Genomic DNA, 19,177 nt, shown 5'->3' with positions numbered 1-19,177 from the left:
CGTAGGTTTATTCCAGAATCGTTGCATTTTGCGGGTTTGTAGCGCAACCGTCACGGATAAAGTGCGGGGTTGCAACTTGGCACCGCCGGTTGCATATAAGGGGTATGAACCTTCCTGAAACCACGGACACGGTCTTGAACGGCTTTCACCCCGCTGTCAGCGCCTGGTTCCGCAGCTCTTTCCCTTCGGTCACCAGCGCCCAGGCCCAGGCGTGGCCGCTGATTCGCCAGCGCCGCTCCACCCTGATCGCCGCGCCCACCGGTTCGGGCAAGACCCTGACGGCGTTCCTCGCCGTGCTGGATGACCTGGTGCACCAGGGCCTGGCGAATGGCGGGCAACTGCCGGATGAGACGCTGGTGGTGTATGTCTCGCCGCTCAAGGCACTGTCCAACGACATCCAGATCAACCTGCAAAACCCGCTCACCGGCATCACCGAGCAGCTGCAGGCGATGGGCTTGCCGCCCTTGGTGATCCGCACCGCCGTGCGCACCGGCGACACCCCGCAAAAAGACCGTGCGCAGATGCGCAAGCGCCCGCCGCATATCCTGGTGACCACCCCGGAATCGCTCTACGTGCTGCTGGGATCCGACTCTGGCCGGCACATGCTCGCCAGCACGCGCACGGTGATCGTCGACGAAATCCATGCCATCGCCGCCAGCAAGCGCGGCAGCCATATGGCCCTGAGCCTGGAACGCCTGCAAGGCCTGTGCGCCGAACCGCTGACCCGCATTGGCCTGTCTGCCACGCAAAAGCCCATCGAGGCGGTGTCGCGCTTTTTGGTCGGCACCGACCGCCCCTGCGCAATTGTCGATATCGGCCACGCCCGCCCGCGTGACCTGGATATTGAGGTGCCGCCGGTGCCGCTCTCGGCGGTCATGGCCAACGATGTGTGGGAACTGGTCTACAACCGCCTCGCCGACCTGGCGCGCGAACACCGCACCACGCTGATTTTCGTCAACACCCGGCGCCTGGCCGAACGCCTGGCGCGGCACTTGAGCGAGCGCCTGGGCAAAACCGCCGTGGCCGCGCACCATGGCAGCCTGGCCAAAGAGCTGCGCCTGGACGCCGAACAACGGCTCAAGGCCGGCGAGCTGCAAGTGCTGATCGCCACTGCGTCCCTGGAGCTGGGGATTGATATCGGTGACGTCGACCTGGTGTGTCAGATCGGCTCACCCGGCTCCATCAATGGTTTTCTGCAACGCGTCGGCCGTTCCGGGCACCAGGTCGGCGGCACGCCCAAGGGGCGCTTGTTCGCCACCACCCGCGATGACCTGATCGAGTGCGCCGCCCTGCTCGACTGCGTGCGCCGGGGTGAGCTGGACACCTTGCAGATCCCGGTCGCGCCGCTGGATGTACTGGCCCAGCAGATCATCGCCGAGGTGAGCGCCCAGGAATGGTCGGAACCCGCATTGCTCGATCTCATTCGCCGCGCCTCGCCCTACGCCGCACTGGATCAGCGCCATTACCAGGCGCTGTTGCAGATGCTCGCCGAGGGCTATAACGGCCGCCAGGGCATCCGTAGCGCCTACCTGCACCGCGACGCCGTGACCCACACCCTGCGCGGGCGTCGTGGCGCCAAGCTGACGGCCGTGACCAGCGGCGGAACCATCCCCGACAACGCCGACTACAGTGTGCTGCTGGAGCCCCAGAGCCTGAACATCGGCAGCGTCAACGAAGACTTCGCGGTGGAAAGCATCGCCGGGGATATCTTCCAGCTCGGTAATACGTCCTACAGAATCTTGCGGGTCGAAGCCGGCAAGGTCCGGGTTGAGGACGCCCATGGCCAGCCGCCGACCATTCCGTTCTGGCTGGGCGAAGCGCCAGGGCGCAGCAACGAATTGTCGGCGGCGGTGGCGCGGTTCCAAGGCCAGCTCGACGCGCTGCTCAGCGCCACGCCCGGCGACTTGCAAGCGGCCCTCGACTGGCTCACCGGCACCCTTGGCCTGAACCACGCCAGCGCCGAGCAGATCCTCGATTACCTGGCCCGCGCACGCCTGGCCTTGAGCGCGCTGCCGTCCCAGGACACGTTGATCATGGAGCGGTTTTTCGACGAGTCCGGCGGCACCCAACTGATCATTCACACGCCGTTCGGCAGCCGTATCAATCGCGCCTGGGGCCTGGCGTTGCGCAAGCGTTTTTGCCGCACGTTCAATGTCGAATTGCAGGCGGCGGCCAGTGAAAATGCAATCGTGCTGTCGCTGTCGACCAGCCACAGTTTCGAGCTGGATGATGTGTGGCGGTATCTGAACAGCAACAGTGCCGAGCACGTCCTGATCCAGGCCGTGCTGGACGCGCCGCTGTTCGGCGTGCGCTGGCGCTGGAACGCCGGTGTGGCACTGGCGTTGCCGCGTTATACCGGCGGACGCAAAGTGGCGCCGCAGATCCAGCGGATGAAAAGCGAAGACCTGATCGCCAATGTGTTTCCCGACCAGATCGCCTGCCTGGAAAACCTCGCCGGCGAGCGCGAAGTGCCCGAGCACCCCTTGGTGGAACAGACCCTCGACGACTGCCTGCACGACGCCATGGACAGCAACGCCTGGCTGGCGCTGCTGCGGCGCATGGAAAGCGGCGAAGTGCGGCTGATCAGCCGCGACCTGCCGGCGCCCTCGCCCATGGCCGCGGAAATTCTCAGCGCGCGCCCCTACACCTTTCTCGACGACGCACCCTTGGAAGAACGCCGTACCCAAGCGGTGCTCAACCGGCGCTGGAGCGACCCGCACAGCACCGACGACCTCGGCGCACTGGATGCCGAGGCCATCGCCGGCGTGCGCGAGGAAGCCTGGCCGGCGCCCAATGGCGTGGACGAAATGCACGAAGCGCTGATGAGCCTGGCCTGCATTGCCACTCATGAGGTCACGCCGCAATGGGCCGACTGGCTGCAGGCCTTGGCCAAGGGCGGGCGCGCCTATGCATTGAGCAATGGCCTGTGGGTGGCGGTGGAACGCTTGAGCTGTTTGCAGGCTATCTATCCCAACGACTTGCCGTTGCTGCCGGGCTTCGATGAACCCTGGACCGTTGATGATGCGCTGGTGGAAGTGCTGCGCGCCCGCCTCGGCGGGTTCGGCCCGCTGAGCCTGATCGAGATCGCCGCGCCGTTGGCCCTGCCGGTGGCAGACGTAACCCAGGCACTCGCTCGCCTGGAGCAGGAAGGCTACGTGCTGCGCGGCCGTTTCAGCCCTGGCGCCAGCGAAGAACAGTGGTGCGAACGGCATTTGCTCGCGCGCATTCATCGCTACACGGTCAAGCGCCTGCGCCGCGAAATCGAGCCCGTGGCGCTGCAGGATTTCATGCGCTTCCTGTTCGATTGGCAGCACCTGTCCGACGGCACACGCGGCCAGGGCAGCGCCATGTTGCCGCAGATTGTCGCGCAGTTTGAGGGCTACGCCGCCGCCACCTCGGCCTGGGACAGTGACTTGCTCAGCGCGCGCCTGAAGGATTACTCATCCACCTGGCTTGACGACCTGTGCCGCAGCGGCAAGCTGGTGTGGACGCGGCTGAGCAACAAGGCCGGCGCGATGGCCCTGCGCAGCACACCGGTGGTGTTGCTGCCGCGCAGCCAAGTGCCGCTGTGGAGCGGGCTGACCGAGATGACCGACAGCACCACGCTGTCGCCCAGGGCGCAGAAAGTCCACGTGGCGCTGCGTGAACATGGCGCGCTGTTTTTCGACGAACTGGTGCACGAATCCCATCTGCTGCGCAGCGAACTGGAGACGGCGCTGCAGGAACTGGTGGGCGCAGGGCTGGTGAATGCCGACAGCTTCGCCGGCCTGCGCGCGCTGACCACACCCGCCAGCAAACGCCAGGCGCGCAGCAGCCGACGCGGACGCGGGGCGTTTGTCGGCGGCATGGACGACGCCGGGCGCTGGGCTTTGCTGCGCCGTTCACCGAGCGCCGCCGGGCCACATTCGGCCGAGACGCTGGAGCATGTGGCGATGACCTTGCTGCGCCGCTATGGCGTGGTGTTCTGGCGGTTGCTGGAGCGTGAGGCGGATTGGTTGCCGAGCTGGCGCGAGTTGCTGCGCACCTTCCATCGGCTCGAAGCGCGCGGGGAGATCCGCGGCGGGCGGTTCGTCAGTGGGCTGGCGGGCGAGCAGTTTGCGTTGCCGGAGGCAATTGGGTTATTGCGCGAAGTCCGCCGCCGGCCGCATGACGGCAGTTTGATTGCGGTGTGCGGGGCTGATCCGCTGAACCTGGTGGGCACGCTGCTGCCGGGCAGCAAAGTGCCGGCGGTGAGTGGCAATCGGGTTGTGTACCGCGATGGGTTGCCGGCGGCGGTGAGGGTCGCTGGCAAGCAACAGGTATTGCTGGAGGTGGATCAGTTGGCGGTGCAGGAGAAGTTGATCAGGCATTGACACCTGGATTGACCTCACCGGCCTCATCGCGGGCAAGCCCGCTCCCACGGTGGGAATGCGTTCCCATGTGGGAGCGGGCTTGCCCGCGATGAGGCCCGCGAGCCACCCAAATCATTGAGGCCTGGGCTGTTCCGTCAACACCACCGACGCCGGCACTTCCTCATCCGGCTCATCCACATGCGCCGTGCGTTTGGGCAGCCAGATCTGCTGTGGATAAGTTTGCGCGAAGTGCACCTCATCACAGTTATCCACAAGCTTTTTCAAGCGCTGGTTGAATGCGCGGCTCACCGCGTATTGCCCGCCTGACACTGTGCGGAATTGCGCGGTCAGCACCACGCCGTTGAGGTCCATCTTGTCGACGCCAAACACCTCCAGCGGCCCTTGCAGGTTGTACTTGAGGAACACATCGTCGCGAATCGATTGCCCGGCCTCGCGGATCAGGTCCACGGCCTTGTCCACATCGGTGTCGTAGGTGAACTGCACCGAGAAGAACGCATAGGCAAATTGCCGCGACTGGTTGGTGACCGCCTTGATCTGCCCGAACGGCACGGAGTGAACAAAACCCTTGCCGTCGCGCAGGCGCAACGTCCGGATGGTCAGGCCCTCTACGGTACCGGCGTGGCCGGAGTCGAGCACGACCCAGTCACCGATGGACAGCGTGTCCTCGATGATGATGAACAGGCCAGTGATCACATCCTGCACCAATTGCTGCGAGCCAAAACCGATGGCCAAACCAACCACACCGGCACCGGCCAGCAGCGGCGCGACATTGATGCCAAGGTTGGCCATGGTGGTGATCGCGCAGATCACCACCAGGATGATTTTCACCGCGTTACGCAGCAGCGGCAGAATGGTTTTGACCCGCGTACTCGGCTGACGGCTGGAGCGCTTATTGACCGGTGGTTTCAGCGCTTCCTGAATCGCGGTGTCGAGCACCACCCAGAACAGCCAGGTCACCAGCAGGATCAGGCCGATGCTGCTCAGGGAGTCGCTGATCGCGCGGCCCACCGAGTTGCGCTGGGCAAATTCGAACAGCGAGACGCCCCAGATACGCCCCAGGATTTCGATAAACGCGATGGCCATGGCGATGCGCAAGATCGCGTGCAACAGACTGAGGAAGCGCTCCTTGTAGGCGCTGCTGCGCTGGATCGCCACCTGGCTGCGGGACTTGAACAGGTGTTGCAGTACGGTGCTGAGAAACACTGTGCCGATCAGCAAAATCGTGGTGAACAGCGCGCAGCGCAGCGCCTTCTGGTTATCGTCGCCCGCGCCGATCAGGTTGATTGCCGAGACCAGCACCATCAACAGAATCGGCCAGTACCACAGCCCGGAAAACACCCGCAGCGATTGCTGCAGCGCAGGGTGTTTGAGGCGCTGGGCCAGTGGCCGATTGCGGATCAAGTGCGCCACCGGACGGCGCAGGCGCACCACCAACACCCCGAAAATCACCGCCGCGAACAGGCCGGTGAAAACCGCGATGCTGCTGGTGATATTGCCACCCAACTGCCGGGCGATCTGCGGGCTGGTCAGCGCGTCGCTGAGGGCGGCCAGGAAGCCGATCAGGAACAGCGGCTTGGGGCAGTAGTAGCGAATGATCTGCACGGCCGGGCGCTTGTGGCCCAGATTGAACATGACGATCACGCACAACAACATCGACGTAGAAAAGATGCCGCTGCTGGTGGCGTAGGCAAAACACAGCGCCAGCGCGCGGCCCACCGACGAGGCCAGGAAGTGGCTGACGTAGAGGGTCAGCGGCAGACAGATGAGCGCGGGGATTGTGTAGGGCACCACGTACCCCAAGACTGCCAGCAAGCGTTCGCGCCGTTCGACGAACGACCGACGACTCAAGCGCTGCACAACAAAGCGCCCCAGCAGGGTCAACACCACAAAGGCGCCAACCCAGACGCCGGACAGCAACAGGAAGTCGCCGGCCACGCTCCACGGCGACCGTTCGGCCGTCTGGTCGACCAGGCGCCCCACCTCGTCCGCCGCGCGATCGGCACGCAAGCGCCAGGCGTCGATGAGGTTCTGGTTAAGGTCGAGCTTGTCTTGTACATCGTCAATGCTGGAACTGATGGCGCCCAGCAGGCCGCCCTCGACCAGCAACTCCGGTTTAGCGGGCGCCGCCGCTGCGGCAGGCGCGGCAGGCGCGGCCGGCGCTGCGGCGGCCGCCGGCGTAGCAGCTTGCAATGCGCCATTGCCACACAACAGCAGCGCACCAAGCAGTAATGCAGTCTTTAAATTCAGCAAAACACCGGGCTCCATCAGCAGGGTCTGTAAGGAACTGACGGGTTTGAGCCTTGATCGTTCCCCGCCATTGGGCATCTTTGCCTCCCGGTCAAATATCAAATGCCGATCACTGTCTTTTTCCGCACAAGCCAAATCCCGACACTGCGCTCCTGAATCACACCCATCGGAGTTGCAGCCATGCCCATTGCCCTGCTCGCGCTGACCCTCAGCGCTTTTGCCATCGGGACGACCGAGTTCGTCATCGTTGGCCTGTTACCCACCATCGGCGCCGACTTGGGCGTCGACCTGCCGTCCGCCGGCTTGCTGGTCAGCCTGTACGCCTTGGGCGTGGCCATTGGCGCGCCGGTGCTCACCGCGCTCACCGGCAAAGTGCCGCGCAAACTGCTGTTGTTGTCGCTGATGGTGCTGTTCACCCTCGGCAACCTGTTGGCCTGGCAGGCACCGAGTTATGAATCGCTGGTGCTGGCGCGGATCGTCACCGGCCTGGCCCACGGGGTGTTTTTCTCGATTGGCTCGACCATCGCCACCAGCCTGGTGCCCAAGGAAAAAGCCGCCAGCGCGATTGCGATCATGTTTACCGGCTTGACCGTTGCACTGGTCACCGGCGTGCCGCTGGGCACGTTTATCGGCCAGCACTTCGGCTGGCGGGAAACGTTCCTCGCCGTCTCGGCCCTGGGGGTGATCGCGTTTATCGGCAGCCTGATCTATGTGCCGAACAGCATCGCCCACAGCAAACCCGCCTCGTTGCTGCAACAACTGCAAGTGCTCAAGCAGCCGCGCTTGCTGCTTGTGTACGCCATGACCGCCATCGGCTACGGCGGCTCGTTCATCGCGTTTACCTTTCTGGCGCCGATCCTTCAGGACATTTCCGGCTTCAGCGCCGGCACCGTCAGCCTGGTGCTGTTGGTGTACGGCATCTCGGTGGCGGCGGGGAATATCTGGGGCGGCAAGCTGGCCGATAAACGCGGCCCGATCAGCGCGTTGAAAATCATCTTCGCCCTGCTCGCGGCGGTGCTGTTCATCCTTACCCTGACCGCCAGCAACCCCTGGCTGGCGCTGGCCACCGTGCTGGTGTGGGGCGCGGTTGCCTTCGGCAATGTGCCGGGCCTGCAGGTGTACGTGGTGCGCCAGGCTGAACATCACACCCCGCAGGCGGTGGATGTGGCGTCGGGCTTGAACATTGCGGCGTTCAACCTCGGAATCGCCGGCGGCGCCTGGGCCGGGGGCTTGATCGTGGCGCACATGGGCTTGATCCATACCGCGTGGATCGGCGGCTCAGTGGTGTTGGTGGCCCTGGCGCTGACGGCGTGGAGTGGCCGATTGGACCGGTTGGGGCCGGTGTATGCCGACAGCTCGACGCGCACGGCAGTCGGACACTGATTCAGCCACGACGCACATCCAATGTGGGCGCTGGCTTGCCTGCGATTGTGGTACGCCAGCGTCGCATTCAGCGCCGGCCCCATCGCTATCGCAGGCAGCCCGCTCCCACATTCCTTACCTTGTACCGTCTGTAGGAACGGCGAAACTTTCCGACAAAAACCGCAGTCATCCCAAAACGGAGGTCACTTGACCCTACATCCACGGGAGTAATCATGGCGGCGATTCACATCGGCATTTCCGGCTGGCGCTACACGCCCTGGCGGGGGGATTTCTACCCCGAGGGCCTGACCCAGAAACGCGAATTGCAATTTGCGTCACGCGCCGTCAACAGCATCGAAATCAACGGCTCGTTCTACGCCCTGCAAACACCCAAGCGTTATGCCGAGTGGTACGCCGACACGCCTGAGCATTTCGTGTTCAGTGTGAAGGCACCGCGCTACATCACCCACATTCTGCGCTTGCGCGATGTGCACAAGCCGATGGCCAATTTCTTTGCTTCCGGGGTGCTGGAACTGAAAGAAAAGCTCGGGCCGATCCTCTGGCAATTCCCGCCCAGCTTCACATTCGACCCGCCGCTGTTTGAAGCCTTTCTTCAACAACTCCCCACCGACACTCAACAGGCCGCCGCCCTCGCCCGCGAGCACGAGCCGCGCCTGAACGGCAAGGCGAGCATGCAAGCCCATGGCAAAAAGCCGCTGCGTCATGCGGTGGAAATTCGCCACAAGAGTTTTGCAGTGCCGGAGTTTGTGCAGATGCTGGACAAGCACGGCGTGGCACTGGTGGTCGCCGATACCGCCGGCAAGTGGCCGTATGTTGAAGACGTCACCGCCAACTTCCTGTACCTGCGCCTGCACGGTGACAAAAAGCTCTACGCCAGCGGCTACACCGCCGAGGCGATCAAGCGTTGGGGTGACCGCATCGATCGCTGGCGCCATGGCAAACAGCCGGAGGATGCGCATTTGGTCGACCCGAAACACACGCCACGCGCGCGCAAGCAACGCGATATTTTTTGCTATTTCGACAACGACATCAAAGTGCGCGCGCCCTTCGATGCGCGCCAACTGTTGCAGCGCTTCGAGCTGGATAGACACTTGGCCACCGAGCCCGGCACGTTGCCAGAACCCGGGGTCCTGTCATGACCCATCCGGAATTGATCCCCGCCACGCCCACTACCGCCATCACGCGCTTCAAAGTGCTGACGGTGAATATCCACAAGGGTTTCACCGCGCTGAATCGACGCTTCATCCTGCCCGAACTGCGTGAAGCGGTGCGCAGCGTGGGCGCCGACATGGTGTTCTTGCAGGAAATCCACGGCACTCACGAACGCCATCCCCAGCGCTACCAGGACTGGCCGAAGATGCCGCAATACGAGTTCCTGGCCGACAGCATCTGGCCGCAGTTCGCTTACGGGCGCAACGCGGTCTACCCGCACGGCGACCACGGCAACGCGTTGCTGTCCAAATTCCAGATCGTGCGCTACGACAACCTCGACATCTCGCAAAGCGGCCATGAAAGCCGCGGGCTGCTGCATTGCGTATTGCGCCTGCCAGGCACCGGCCAAGAGGTGCATGCGATCTGCATGCACTTGGGCCTGCGCGAGGTGCATCGTCAGCAGCAATTGCGTTTGCTGGAACAGCGCATCAGCGAAATCCCGGCCGACGCGCCGCTGGTGGTGGCCGGTGATTTCAACGACTGGCGCCAAAAGGCCGACCTGAGCCAGAGCGGTCTCAGCGAAGTGTTTGTTGAAGCCACTGGTAAGCCTGCGCGCACGTTTCCGGCGCGCCTGCCGCTGTTACCGCTGGACCGCATCTATGTGCGCAACCTGAAAATTCACAACCCCAAGGTACTGACTACCCGGCCGTGGTCGCATCTGTCAGACCATGTGCCGTTGTCGGTGGAGATCGAGTTATGACCGTCGCGGTAGAGCACATTGCCACCGACCAGCCGCCAGATGACGCCAAGGCGCGTGATGTTGATTACGGCTGGCAAAGCGGCAACCGTCTTGAGTTGCTGGAGAACGGCGAGGCTTACTTCCCCAGGGTGTTTGAAGCGATGCGCGAGGCCCAGCGGGAGATTTTGCTGGAGACCTTTATTCTGTTCGAAGACAAGGTCGGCCATGAGCTCAAAGGCATCCTGATTGAGGCGGCGCAGCGCGGCGTCAAGGTGGTGGCCAGCCTCGACGGGTTTGGCTGCGGCGAGCTGAGCCCGGCGTTTCTGGGTGAGCTGGCCGAGGCTGGCGTGCTGGTGCAGATGTTTGACCCGGCGTCGAAAATGCTGGGGATTCGCACCAACTGGTTCCGTCGCCTGCACCGCAAGATCGTGGTGGTGGACGCCACCGTGGGATTTATTGGCGGGATCAATTTTTCTGCCGACCATCTGGGCGATTTCGGCCCCGAAGCCAAGCAGGATTACGCCGTGCGAGTGACCGGCCCTGCGGTCGCCGACCTGCATCATTTTGCCCTCGCCCAAAGCGGCCGCCAGGTGCGCACGCGGCGTGGCTGGCGACGACGCCAGCAACGGCCGTCCCTGTGGACAACGGCCAATGAGGAGGGTCTGGTTCGCCTGATTTACCGCGACAACGTGCAGCACCGCGACGATATCGAAGAGGCCTATATCCACGCCTTGAGCAAGGCGCAAAAACGCGTGGTGATAGCCAACGCCTACTTCTTCCCCGGCTACCGCCTGCTGCGCGAGATTCGCAATGCCGCGCGCCGTGGCGTGCACGTGCAACTGATCATGCAAGGCCAGCCCGACGTGCTGTTGGCCAAGCTGGCGGCGCGCATGCTCTATGACTATTTGCTCAAGGACGGCGTGGTGATCCATGAGTATTGCCAGCGCCCGCTACACGGCAAAGTCGCGTTGGTGGATGACGAGTGGAGCACCGTAGGCTCAAGCAACCTGGACCCATTGAGCCTGTCCCTGAACCTGGAAGCCAATGTGTTGATTCGCGACCGCGCGTTCAACCAGCAGCTGTACGAACGCCTGGAACTGCTCGCCCACGAGCACTGCCGGACCATGCCGGAAAACCGCAAGCCCCGGCTGTGGTTATGGCGGTTGACCGTAGGGTTTTTGGTGTTTCATGTGATGCGCCACTTCCCCGTGCTGACGGGCTGGCTGCCCGCGCATAAACCGCGTTTGAAACCCTTCGAGAGCCAGGCCCATGACCTCTGAAGCCGGTGGTTCACGACTCAAACGCTGGAAGAAGCCGCTGACCGTTGTCTTCTTCCTGGTGTTGATCGCGCTGTTCACCCTGCTGGCACGGCGCATCGACTGGAGCGAAGTGCTGCAGACGCTCGGCGACTTCAAGCTGCGCACGTTGCTGATCGCCAGCGCGCTGACCCTGTGCAGTTTTCTCGTCTATGCCAGTTTCGACCTCATCGGCCGCACTTACATTCGCCAACCGCTGGGTTGGAAGCAAATCCTGCCGGTGGGGATCATCAGCTACGCGTTCAACCTCAACCTGAGCGCGTGGGTCGGCGGGATTGCCATGCGTTACCGGCTGTATTCGCGGCTTGGGGTGAGCACCGGCAATATCGCCAAGATCCTTGGGCTGAGCCTGGCCACCAATTGGTTTGGTTACATGGCGCTGGCCGGCGTGGTGTTCAGCAGCGGTTTGGTGACGATGCCGCCCGGGTGGAAAGTCAGCACCCTGGCGTTGCAGGGCATTGGCGTGGTGCTGGTGTTGGCCAGCCTCGGCTACTTGGCGGCGTGCCGGTTCTCGAAGAAGCGTGCGTGGTCGATCAAGGGCATCGAGATCAATCTGCCGTCGTTGCGCATGGCGTGTTTGCAGTTGGCCCTGGGCGCGTTGAACTGGTCGTTGATGGCAGCGGTGATTTTTACCTTGTTGCCGGCCAAGTTGGACTATCCACTGGTGCTGGGGGTGTTGCTGATCAGCGCGATTGCCGGTGTGGTTACGCATATTCCAGCGGGGCTTGGGGTGTTGGAGGCGGTGTTTATTGGCTTGCTGCAGCATGAGGCGTCGCGCGGGAGTTTGCTGGCCGGGTTGATTGCCTATCGGGCGGTGTACTTTATTTTGCCGCTGGTGATTGCGTTGGTGATGTACCTCGCGGTGGAGGCCAAGGCCAAGGCGTTACGGGTTAAGAAGACACCGGCTTGATGCAGGTTGGCAGGACCTGCGCCATCGCGGGCAAGCCCGCTCCCACAGTTGGAATGCATTTCACTGTGGGAGCCGGACTTGCCCGTGATGGCGCTTGAGAGGGCAACGCTTTATCGGGCCTGGATGATGCTCAGCCGTTCGCCCACCACCATCTCGGTAATCCAGTCCACCAGGATTGAAGTGTAGGCCTGCTGCGACACCGGGTCGCTCAACGAGTGGTCGGCGCCGTCGATGATGCGGTGGGTCAAGGAGTGAGTCTGCTGGCACGCCGCGCGGTAACTCATGATGGTGGCGTGGGGCACATGGTCGTCGGTTTCCGATTCGACAATCAGCACATCGCCGGTGAATTTCGCGCAGGCATGCAGGGCGCGGTTGGTTTCGGCGTGCACCAGGGTGCTGCGGTAATCCATCAGGTCGACCTTATCCAGATCGCGTTTGGGCTTGAGCCATTCCTGGTCGCGGTACAGCGCCGGCACGCGCAGCGCCAGCCAGCGCACCGGGCGCAATGAGGTGAGGATCGCCGCCAGGTAACCGCCGTAGCTGGTGCCCACCACCGCCACGGCCGAGGTGTCGATGGCCGGGTGCGACAGCAAGCGGTCGTAGGCCGCCAGCAGGTCGCGCAGATTGTCTTCGCGGGTAACGCGCGACAACGGAATTCCGGTGCCGGCGTGGCCGCGCAAATCAAAAGTCAGGCATACACAGCCCAGGCCGGCAATGCCTTTGGCGCGCTCAAGGTCGCGCTCTTGGCTACCGCCCCAACCGTGCACAAACAACACGCCTGGCACTTTGGATTTGGGGCTCAGGAATGTCCCGCTCATTTGCTCGTCGTCGATGTCGATCGCAATGCTTTCACTTCTAGCCGTCATAAGATTTAACCGTCACGTACTTGAGAAGAAAGTCGCTGTTGTCTGCAGGGCCGCGGTACACCTCGATGGCGTCGGCCGGCAGCGGTTGGTCCACGTAGGTTTCCACCGATGAAACGTGGATGGCACGCAGGCTCGGGTTATTGATGAAGCTTTGCAGCGCCGCGACTTCCGCGCTGCTGGCGCCACCCATGCGCCAGGATTGTTCGAGCACGCCGCTGCGGCGTTGGCCGTCACTGTCCAGGCCTTGGGCAATGTCGTAGTTGCGGCGCGAAGCGTAGAAACCAGGGTAGGCCTCATCGGCGGCCGTGTCGAAAACCTGGGCTTGTTCGATGGCCTCACGCACGTCTTCGGGCAAGTCGAGCTTCAACAGGTCGGCGTAGTGGCCAGGCACGACGAGTAAGTCGGAGCCGCCGTAGACCGCTTCGCCCTGCCCGTCCTCAGTGAGGTACTGCTGGCCGCAATAGCTGATGACGTGTTCGCCGATAAAACTCTGGCCCACGCTGTGGGTGATCACCTCGTGCAAGTCCTGCTCAAGCACCACGCCTTCCGTAAACAGCGTCGCCACGTCGGGTCGCGCCAGCAGCGCTTCGAACTCATCGAGGCTGTGGATAACTTCCTGTCCCCGACCGGCGCAGGCATGCACAGGCTTCAGGCGGATCGGCCCGCTGTAGAGCAAGCGCGTGGCGGCGGGCAATGCGTCTTTAAGGGCAAAGACGCTAAGGCCATCGAGGACGACCGGGCGCACCCGCTCGGCAAACGCCGACGACCAGCCTTGCGGCGCCGTCGCTTCGGGGCTCAGCAGGCCATGGGTGATGGCTTTGGTGCAGATGAAATCGTAGTCGACGTAACCGCCCCACACATCCTCTGGGCCCTTAACCTTCAGCGCCAGCGCCTGGGCGGCGCCCACCAGGGTTTGCGTTGGCAGCACATACACGTCACGCCCGGCATGTTGCTGCGGGTCGTAACTGCCGCCGAATTTCAGCCCCAGAATCTGTGCCAGCCACCGCGCCAGCGCCCGGTTGGTTTCAACCTCGTGCTGCGGCGCGCCCGCTCGCGTGGAATGAGCAACCACCAGCTTCTTGCGTTGAGTCGGGGTCATACGTCCCCCTTGGCTATCCCGCCATGTGTGTACACCAATGGTTGCAGGGATCAGGCCAAGACGATTTCAGGAAAGAGCGTCTTTAAATCAATCAGTTGCTTGAAAAGCGATGGCAGTTGGCCTGTCTTATTCTGCACGACAGGCGGTTGAACAGGCGGCGTTCTGCACGATTCCCTCAGCCGCCGCGGCTGGCGCCAGCTAAGATACGGGGCCCTTCACTCTGCAACGAGACATCACCCATGGCCAAGCAAGCGCTCATCCTGATCGACATTCAGAACGACTACTTCCCTGGGGGCAAGTGGCCGCTCGACGGCGTGGACGCGGCGGCCGACAAGGCCGCGCAGGTGCTGCAGGCCTTTCGCCAGGCGGGCGACGCGGTGATTCACGTTCGCCATGAGTTCACCTCCGAGGATGCACCCTTCTTTACACCGGGTTCCGAGGGCGCGCACTTGCATGCCAAGGCCGTGAACGAGGCGAATGAACCGGTGGTGCTCAAGCACGTTGTGAATGCATTTCGCGGGACGGATCTGCGGGCGTTGCTGGAGCAACGGGCCATCACCGAAGTGGTTGTGGTGGGCAACATGAGCCACATGTGCATCGACGCCGTGGTGCGGGCTGCGGCGGACCTGGGCTACAAGGTCACGCTGTTGCATGACGCGTGTGCGACACGGGACCTGGAATTTAACGGGCAAGTGATTCCGGCAGCCCAAGTGCATGGGGCTTATATGGCTTCACTGGCTTTTGCCTACGCGGACGTGGTGTCGACGGCGCAGTACTTGAAGGCACAAGCGGCGGCGGCATGACCGCCACTTGTGTACCGAGCGTCAACGGGTCGCGATGATGAAAAGGCGAGGGAACGGCAGCAACACAGTGCCATCGCCTAGTGCTGGATACGCCTGGGTAATCCGCGTCTGATATTCATGCAGGAAGGCGACTTTTTCGCGCTCGGTCAATGGTGCGAGGAAGGGCCGTAATGCCGACCCCTTGAACCATTCCACCACGGCGCCGTGATCCGACAGCGGGTGCAGGTAGGTGGTGCGCCACACATCGACAGCGCTGCAGTCCTTGCTCAACAGCTCGTAGTAATAGCTCGCCGTGTGCCGTTCATTGTGTTTGACCGAACCGATCTTCGCCGCCCATGGGCCCTGGGCAGCGACTTCGCGCGCCAGCCGGTGGGCTGGTTCGTCGAGGTTATCCGGTGTCTGCACCGCCAGCGTACCGCCAGGCGTCAGTTGGCTGACCAGGTGCGGATACAGCGTGGCGTGGTCCGGCAACCATTGCAGCGAAGCGTTGGCCAGAATCACATCACATGGCTGTGCCGGTGCCCAGGTGCCGATGTCGGCCAATTCGAAATTCAGCGCAGGCAGGCGTTTGCGTGCGTCGATCAGCATGTCGCCGGAACTGTCCATGCCGGTGACATGCGCCTGCGGGAAACGCTCGGCCAGCACTTCGGTGGAGTTACCGGGGCCACAACCAAGGTCCACCGCGGTGTTTACCGGGCTATCTGGAATGGCCGCGACCAGGTCACGAACCGGACGGGTGCGCTGCTGTTCAAACATCGTGTACTGCTTGGCTGACCAGGTCATCACGGCTTTCCTTCTTTTTCGAGAGTGGCCACAGCCTAAATCTTGTGAGGCATGAGAACAAATGCCAGGATTGGCGGCCTTCCATACCTTGAAAGTATCCCTATGCTGGAACTTCGCCAACTCAGAGCCTTCGTGGCGATTGCCGAGGAAGGCTATATCACTCGCGCGGCGCAACGCCTGGGCATGCAACAACCGCCGCTGACCCGAATGCTGCAAAGCCTTGAGGCCGAGCTAGGCGTGACATTGATGGAGCGCCTGCCGCGCGGCGTGCGCCCCACGACTGCCGGCTTGGCGTTGCTGGATGAAGCACGAGAAGTCTTGGCGCGGGCCGATGGTATCGCCGATATCGTGCGGCGCGCCGCCCGCGGTGAGCGTGGCCGGCTGGCTATCGGTTTTACCAGTTCGGCGGCATTGCACCCGTTCGTGCCCAGCGTTTTGCGCGTGTTTCGCGAAACGTTTGTCGGTGTCTCAGTGGCCCTGGAAGAAGCGGGTACCGGCGAGCTGCTGGACGCGCTGGCCCATGAAAGACTCGACGCAGCGTTTATCCGCTCGCCGCTCAGCGGCAGTCAAACGTTGCAGGACCAGCCCATTCTGGTGGAGCCGATGCTGCTGGCGCTGCCTACCGATCACCCGCTGGCAAATGACGCGGCAACTCCCCTGCCCCTGGCGGCACTGGCCACCGAAGCCTTCGTGCTTTATCGGCGTCGCGTCGGTCTGGGTTTGTATGACGCGATTCTGGTGGCCTGCCGTGAAGCGGGTTTCAGCCCGCAGGTGGTCCAGGAAGCGCCGCGCATGACCGCGACATTGAGCCTGGTGGCGGCGGGCCTTGGCGTCTCCATCGTGCCAGCGTCCATGCAGCGGTTACGGGGGGATGGAATTGTTTATCGCGAACTGACGGACTGCCAAAGCCTGGTGGCGCCATTGCATTTGGCGACGCGGGTCGGTGACGGCTCGGCGGTGTTGCAGCGCTTCAAGCAAATGGTGGTCAGCGCCGCCGCGAAGGACGCCTGAGCGTCGGCGGCAGAACCTTTGCCGCCAGGCAGCTTGGGATCAGTTGTTGAGGGCCGCGGGTTTCACGCGCGGCCACGTACTTATGTACGGTTCGCCGTTGAGGGGAGTTCTTCGCCCAGGCTGCCATTGGGCATGGGCGTCAGCACGGTTGGGGTCAGCCATTTGTGCTTGGGCAGGCGAAGCAAGAAGCGTGTTCGACACAGTGTTCATCCATGGTTGTGTGATCGACAGGCCTGAGTACGAACCGGGCTCTGGCGCGCACGTCAGTCATCTAACGCGGTATGACAGCCGATCGGGTGCTAGTGGCATTTGAGCGTCCCGCGCCCATTTCCGAGAGGCACCGCAGTTTCTGTAGGCAAAGAAAAAGCCCCGAGAGCATGGCTCGCGGGGCTTTGAGCGAAGACGCTACCGATTAGAAAGGGATATCGTCATCAAAGCTGTCGAAATCCGGAGCAGGCTGTGGAGCGGCCTGTTGTGGAGGTGGCGCCTGACGCGACTGCTGCGGTGCCGACTGCTGCGGACGCGGAGCCTGCTGGCGTGGGGCCGGAGCGGACTGCTGGTAGTTGTTGCCCCCGCCTTGTTGGTCGCCCTGCTGTGGACGGCCGCCGAGCAGTTGCATGGTGCCTTGCATGTCGACCACGATTTCAGTGGTGTAACGCTTGATGCCGTCTTTTTCCCACTCGCGGGTTTGCAGTTTGCCTTCGATGTAAACCTGCGAACCTTTACGCAGGTACTCGCCGGCGATCTCTGCAACCTTGCCGAACATCGACACGCGGTGCCATTCGGTTTTCTCGACCTTCTGGCCGGTCTGCTTGTCAGTCCACTGTTCGCTGGTCGCCAGACTCAGGTTGGTCACGGCGTTACCGTTAGGCAAGTAGCGAACTTCGGGATCCTGGCCGCATGTACCGACCAATATGACTTTGTTAACCCCACGGGCCATAACGTTCTCCTAAGCTGGGCGCGCTGTCGGCACTGGGTTGACCAGTTGCTCGAGCGTCGCGCGATCCAATAATTCGGTGTCCAATTTGATGTAGATGGCGGCTTCTTCAGCAATAACCACAGCATCCGTAACCCCAGCGACGGCCTTAAGGCGCTCAACCAGACCGGCTTCGCGGATCGCTTCTGGCGATAACGGCAAACGCAGGCTCGTCACATAGGGAGGTTCGCGCATGGTAACAGCAAAGGCTAGCCAGAGGGCAGCCAGACCTGCGCATCCCAGGAACACAACCGACAAACCGCCATGCTGGAACATCCAGCCGCCCATGATGCCGCCAAGCGCAGAGCCGAGGAACTGGCTGGTGGAATAAACCCCCATCGCCGTGCCCTTGCCACCGGCCGGTGAAACTTTACTGATCAGCGAAGGCAGCGAAGCCTCCAGCAGGTTGAACGCGGTGAAGAACACCACCGTACCGATTACCAGCGCCCGCAGGCTGTCGCCGAACTCCCAGAAGAATAGCTCAGTGAGCATCAATGTCGCGACGGCGCCCAGGAGAACTCGTTTCATTTTGCGTTTCTTCTCGCCGTAGATGATGAACGGGATCATGGCGAAGAACGAGATCAGCAAGGCGGTCAGGTAGACCCACCAGTGCTGCTCCTTGGGCAGGCCGGCTTTTTCGACCAGGGCCAGGGGCAGTGCGACGAAGCTGCACATCAGCATCGCGTGCAACACGAAGATACCTAAATCCAGACGGAGCAGGTCCGGGTGCTTGAGCGTCGGCAACAATGCCTTGCGTGCGACGCCGGACTCACGGTGCTGCAAGGTGCCGGTGGAGCGCGGCACCATGAAGGCCACAATCACGATCCCGAACAACGCCATGCCGCCCGTGGCCAGGAACAGCCCGTGCAAACCAAAGGCGCGCGTCAGCAATGGACCCACCACCATGGCCACCGCGAACGACAGGCCGATGGTCATGCCGATCATGGCCATGGCCTTGGTGCGATGTTGTTCGCGGGTCAAGTCCGAGAGCAGCGCCATGACGGCTGCGGAAATTGCGCCGGCGCCCTGCAGCACGCGCCCGGCGATCACGCCCCAGATCGAATCCGACTGCGCGGCAAGCACGCTGCCGAGCGCGAACACGATGAGACCCAGGTAAATCACCGGGCGACGGCCGATGCGGTCGGAAATAATCCCGAACGGAATCTGGAAAAGCGCCTGGGTCAGGCCATAGGCGCCAATCGCCAGGCCGATCAGGGCGGGGGTCGCGCCTGCGAGATCCATTCCATAGGTCGCCAGCACCGGCAACACCATAAACATGCCAAGCATACGGAAGGCGAACACCAGGGCCAGACCGCTTGCTGCTCGGGTCTCGCCGCTACTCATGCGTTCGCTGTGGGGATCGTGCATGGAAAAACCTCGTGTGAACCGGCGGCGATTCTACCAGTCCCATCGATTGAGAGGGTATATGCGGCGCTTTGCCGCGCAGCTTTCATGTAAGGCTGCAACCGGCACTTTGACAGTGTATATTCATCCAGTCTTTAGCCGTATACTCCTGCATTATTTACGCCCGCCGTGCGAG

At 62.7% G+C, this 19,177-nt stretch carries 14 protein-coding genes; 8 read left to right on the top strand and 6 right to left on the bottom strand.

The window, feature by feature from the left end; translation table 11 throughout:
- The first annotated feature begins 104 nt into the window (after positions 1–104).
- Positions 105–4,352, top strand: a complete 4,248-nt coding sequence (locus AACV02_RS19530; RefSeq protein WP_119741386.1) for a DEAD/DEAH box helicase — start codon at positions 105–107, stop codon at positions 4,350–4,352.
- Between the two features lie 111 nt (positions 4,353–4,463).
- Here AACV02_RS19530 and AACV02_RS19525 read toward each other — a convergent pair whose 3' ends face one another.
- Positions 4,464–6,602 carry a mechanosensitive ion channel family protein gene (locus AACV02_RS19525; RefSeq protein WP_119741384.1) on the bottom strand — a complete coding sequence of 713 codons (2,139 nt, stop codon included), beginning with the start codon at positions 6,600–6,602 and terminating at the stop codon, positions 4,464–4,466.
- Between the two features lie 177 nt (positions 6,603–6,779).
- Here AACV02_RS19525 and AACV02_RS19520 point away from each other — a divergent pair, with 177 nt between their 5' ends.
- The 5 genes from AACV02_RS19520 to AACV02_RS19500 all read left to right on the top strand — a co-directional run bounded on the left by AACV02_RS19520 (position 6,780) and on the right by AACV02_RS19500 (position 12,099).
- Complete coding sequence (locus tag AACV02_RS19520) at positions 6,780–7,982, top strand: MFS transporter (protein ID WP_119741382.1); 1,203 nt, start codon at positions 6,780–6,782, stop codon at positions 7,980–7,982.
- Between the two features lie 212 nt (positions 7,983–8,194).
- On the top strand, positions 8,195–9,121 hold the full coding sequence (locus AACV02_RS19515) for a DUF72 domain-containing protein (protein ID WP_119741380.1): 927 nt from the start codon (positions 8,195–8,197) through the stop codon (positions 9,119–9,121).
- On the top strand, positions 9,118–9,894 hold the full coding sequence (locus AACV02_RS19510; protein ID WP_119741378.1) for an endonuclease/exonuclease/phosphatase family protein: 777 nt from the start codon (positions 9,118–9,120) through the stop codon (positions 9,892–9,894). Before AACV02_RS19515 ends, AACV02_RS19510 begins: the two co-directional genes overlap by 4 nt.
- Positions 9,891–11,153 (top strand): cardiolipin synthase ClsB, encoded by a 1,263-nt coding sequence (clsB, locus tag AACV02_RS19505; protein WP_119741376.1) that lies wholly within the window; start codon positions 9,891–9,893, stop codon positions 11,151–11,153. Before AACV02_RS19510 ends, clsB begins: the two co-directional genes overlap by 4 nt.
- Complete coding sequence (locus AACV02_RS19500; RefSeq protein ID WP_106580223.1) at positions 11,143–12,099, top strand: lysylphosphatidylglycerol synthase domain-containing protein; 957 nt, start codon at positions 11,143–11,145, stop codon at positions 12,097–12,099. The genes clsB and AACV02_RS19500 overlap by 11 nt, the downstream gene beginning before the upstream one ends.
- A 110-nt stretch (positions 12,100–12,209) precedes the next feature.
- Here the strand turns inward: AACV02_RS19500 and AACV02_RS19495 are convergent, their stop codons facing one another.
- Together AACV02_RS19495 and AACV02_RS19490 are read right to left on the bottom strand one after the other, a co-directional pair.
- Entirely contained in the window at positions 12,210–12,965 is a 756-nt protein-coding gene (locus AACV02_RS19495; RefSeq protein WP_106580222.1) for an alpha/beta hydrolase family protein, read from the bottom strand.
- A complete protein-coding gene (locus tag AACV02_RS19490; RefSeq protein ID WP_119741374.1) occupies positions 12,955–14,064 on the bottom strand; it encodes a DUF3182 family protein in 1,110 nt (369 codons plus the stop codon). The genes AACV02_RS19495 and AACV02_RS19490 overlap by 11 nt, the downstream gene beginning before the upstream one ends.
- A gap of 239 nt (positions 14,065–14,303) precedes the next feature.
- Here AACV02_RS19490 and AACV02_RS19485 point away from each other — a divergent pair, with 239 nt between their 5' ends.
- Positions 14,304–14,867, top strand: a complete 564-nt coding sequence (locus AACV02_RS19485; RefSeq protein WP_119741372.1) for a cysteine hydrolase family protein — start codon at positions 14,304–14,306, stop codon at positions 14,865–14,867.
- Between the two features lie 21 nt (positions 14,868–14,888).
- Here the strand turns inward: AACV02_RS19485 and tam are convergent, their stop codons facing one another.
- Positions 14,889–15,650, bottom strand: a complete 762-nt coding sequence (tam, locus tag AACV02_RS19480) for a trans-aconitate 2-methyltransferase (RefSeq protein WP_119741370.1) — start codon at positions 15,648–15,650, stop codon at positions 14,889–14,891.
- 102 nt (positions 15,651–15,752) lie between these two features.
- On the opposite strand from tam, the gene AACV02_RS19475 reads away from it, so the two are divergent.
- On the top strand, positions 15,753–16,661 hold the full coding sequence (locus AACV02_RS19475) for a LysR family transcriptional regulator (protein ID WP_106580218.1): 909 nt from the start codon (positions 15,753–15,755) through the stop codon (positions 16,659–16,661).
- Between the two features lie 412 nt (positions 16,662–17,073).
- On the opposite strand, the gene AACV02_RS19470 is transcribed toward AACV02_RS19475, so the two are convergent.
- Complete coding sequence (locus tag AACV02_RS19470) at positions 17,074–17,601, bottom strand: single-stranded DNA-binding protein (RefSeq protein ID WP_010467282.1); 528 nt, start codon at positions 17,599–17,601, stop codon at positions 17,074–17,076.
- Positions 17,602–17,610: 9 nt separating this feature from the next.
- Positions 17,611–19,005 (bottom strand): MFS transporter, encoded by a 1,395-nt coding sequence (locus AACV02_RS19465; protein ID WP_106580217.1) that lies wholly within the window; start codon positions 19,003–19,005, stop codon positions 17,611–17,613.
- Positions 19,006–19,177 lie beyond the last annotated feature (172 nt).

It is taken from the genome of Pseudomonas sp. Larv2_ips, assembly GCF_963879675.1.
Taxonomy (GTDB): domain Bacteria; phylum Pseudomonadota; class Gammaproteobacteria; order Pseudomonadales; family Pseudomonadaceae; genus Aquipseudomonas.
The sequence above is the reverse complement of the archived record's forward strand: the minus strand, read 5'-3'. Positions and strand labels throughout refer to the sequence as shown.

Bases quoted from the DNA above. Each gene is read 5' to 3' on its own strand.
- AACV02_RS19520 (WP_119741382.1), top strand. From the start codon at position 6,780: ATGCCCATTGCCCTGCTCGCGCTGACCCTCAGCGCTTTTGCCATCGGG.
- AACV02_RS19495 (WP_106580222.1), bottom strand. From the start codon at position 12,965: ATGACGGCTAGAAGTGAAAGCATTGCGATCGACATCGACGACGAGCAA.
- AACV02_RS19470 (WP_010467282.1), bottom strand. From the start codon at position 17,601: ATGGCCCGTGGGGTTAACAAAGTCATATTGGTCGGTACATGCGGCCAG.
- clsB (WP_119741376.1), top strand. From the start codon at position 9,891: ATGACCGTCGCGGTAGAGCACATTGCCACCGACCAGCCGCCAGATGAC.
- AACV02_RS19510 (WP_119741378.1), top strand. From the start codon at position 9,118: ATGACCCATCCGGAATTGATCCCCGCCACGCCCACTACCGCCATCACG.
- AACV02_RS19475 (WP_106580218.1), top strand. From the start codon at position 15,753: ATGCTGGAACTTCGCCAACTCAGAGCCTTCGTGGCGATTGCCGAGGAA.
- AACV02_RS19515 (WP_119741380.1), top strand. From the start codon at position 8,195: ATGGCGGCGATTCACATCGGCATTTCCGGCTGGCGCTACACGCCCTGG.
- AACV02_RS19485 (WP_119741372.1), top strand. From the start codon at position 14,304: ATGGCCAAGCAAGCGCTCATCCTGATCGACATTCAGAACGACTACTTC.
- AACV02_RS19500 (WP_106580223.1), top strand. From the start codon at position 11,143: ATGACCTCTGAAGCCGGTGGTTCACGACTCAAACGCTGGAAGAAGCCG.
- AACV02_RS19465 (WP_106580217.1), bottom strand. From the start codon at position 19,005: ATGCACGATCCCCACAGCGAACGCATGAGTAGCGGCGAGACCCGAGCA.
- AACV02_RS19490 (WP_119741374.1), bottom strand. From the start codon at position 14,064: ATGACCCCGACTCAACGCAAGAAGCTGGTGGTTGCTCATTCCACGCGA.
- AACV02_RS19530 (WP_119741386.1), top strand. From the start codon at position 105: ATGAACCTTCCTGAAACCACGGACACGGTCTTGAACGGCTTTCACCCC.
- tam (WP_119741370.1), bottom strand. From the start codon at position 15,650: ATGACCTGGTCAGCCAAGCAGTACACGATGTTTGAACAGCAGCGCACC.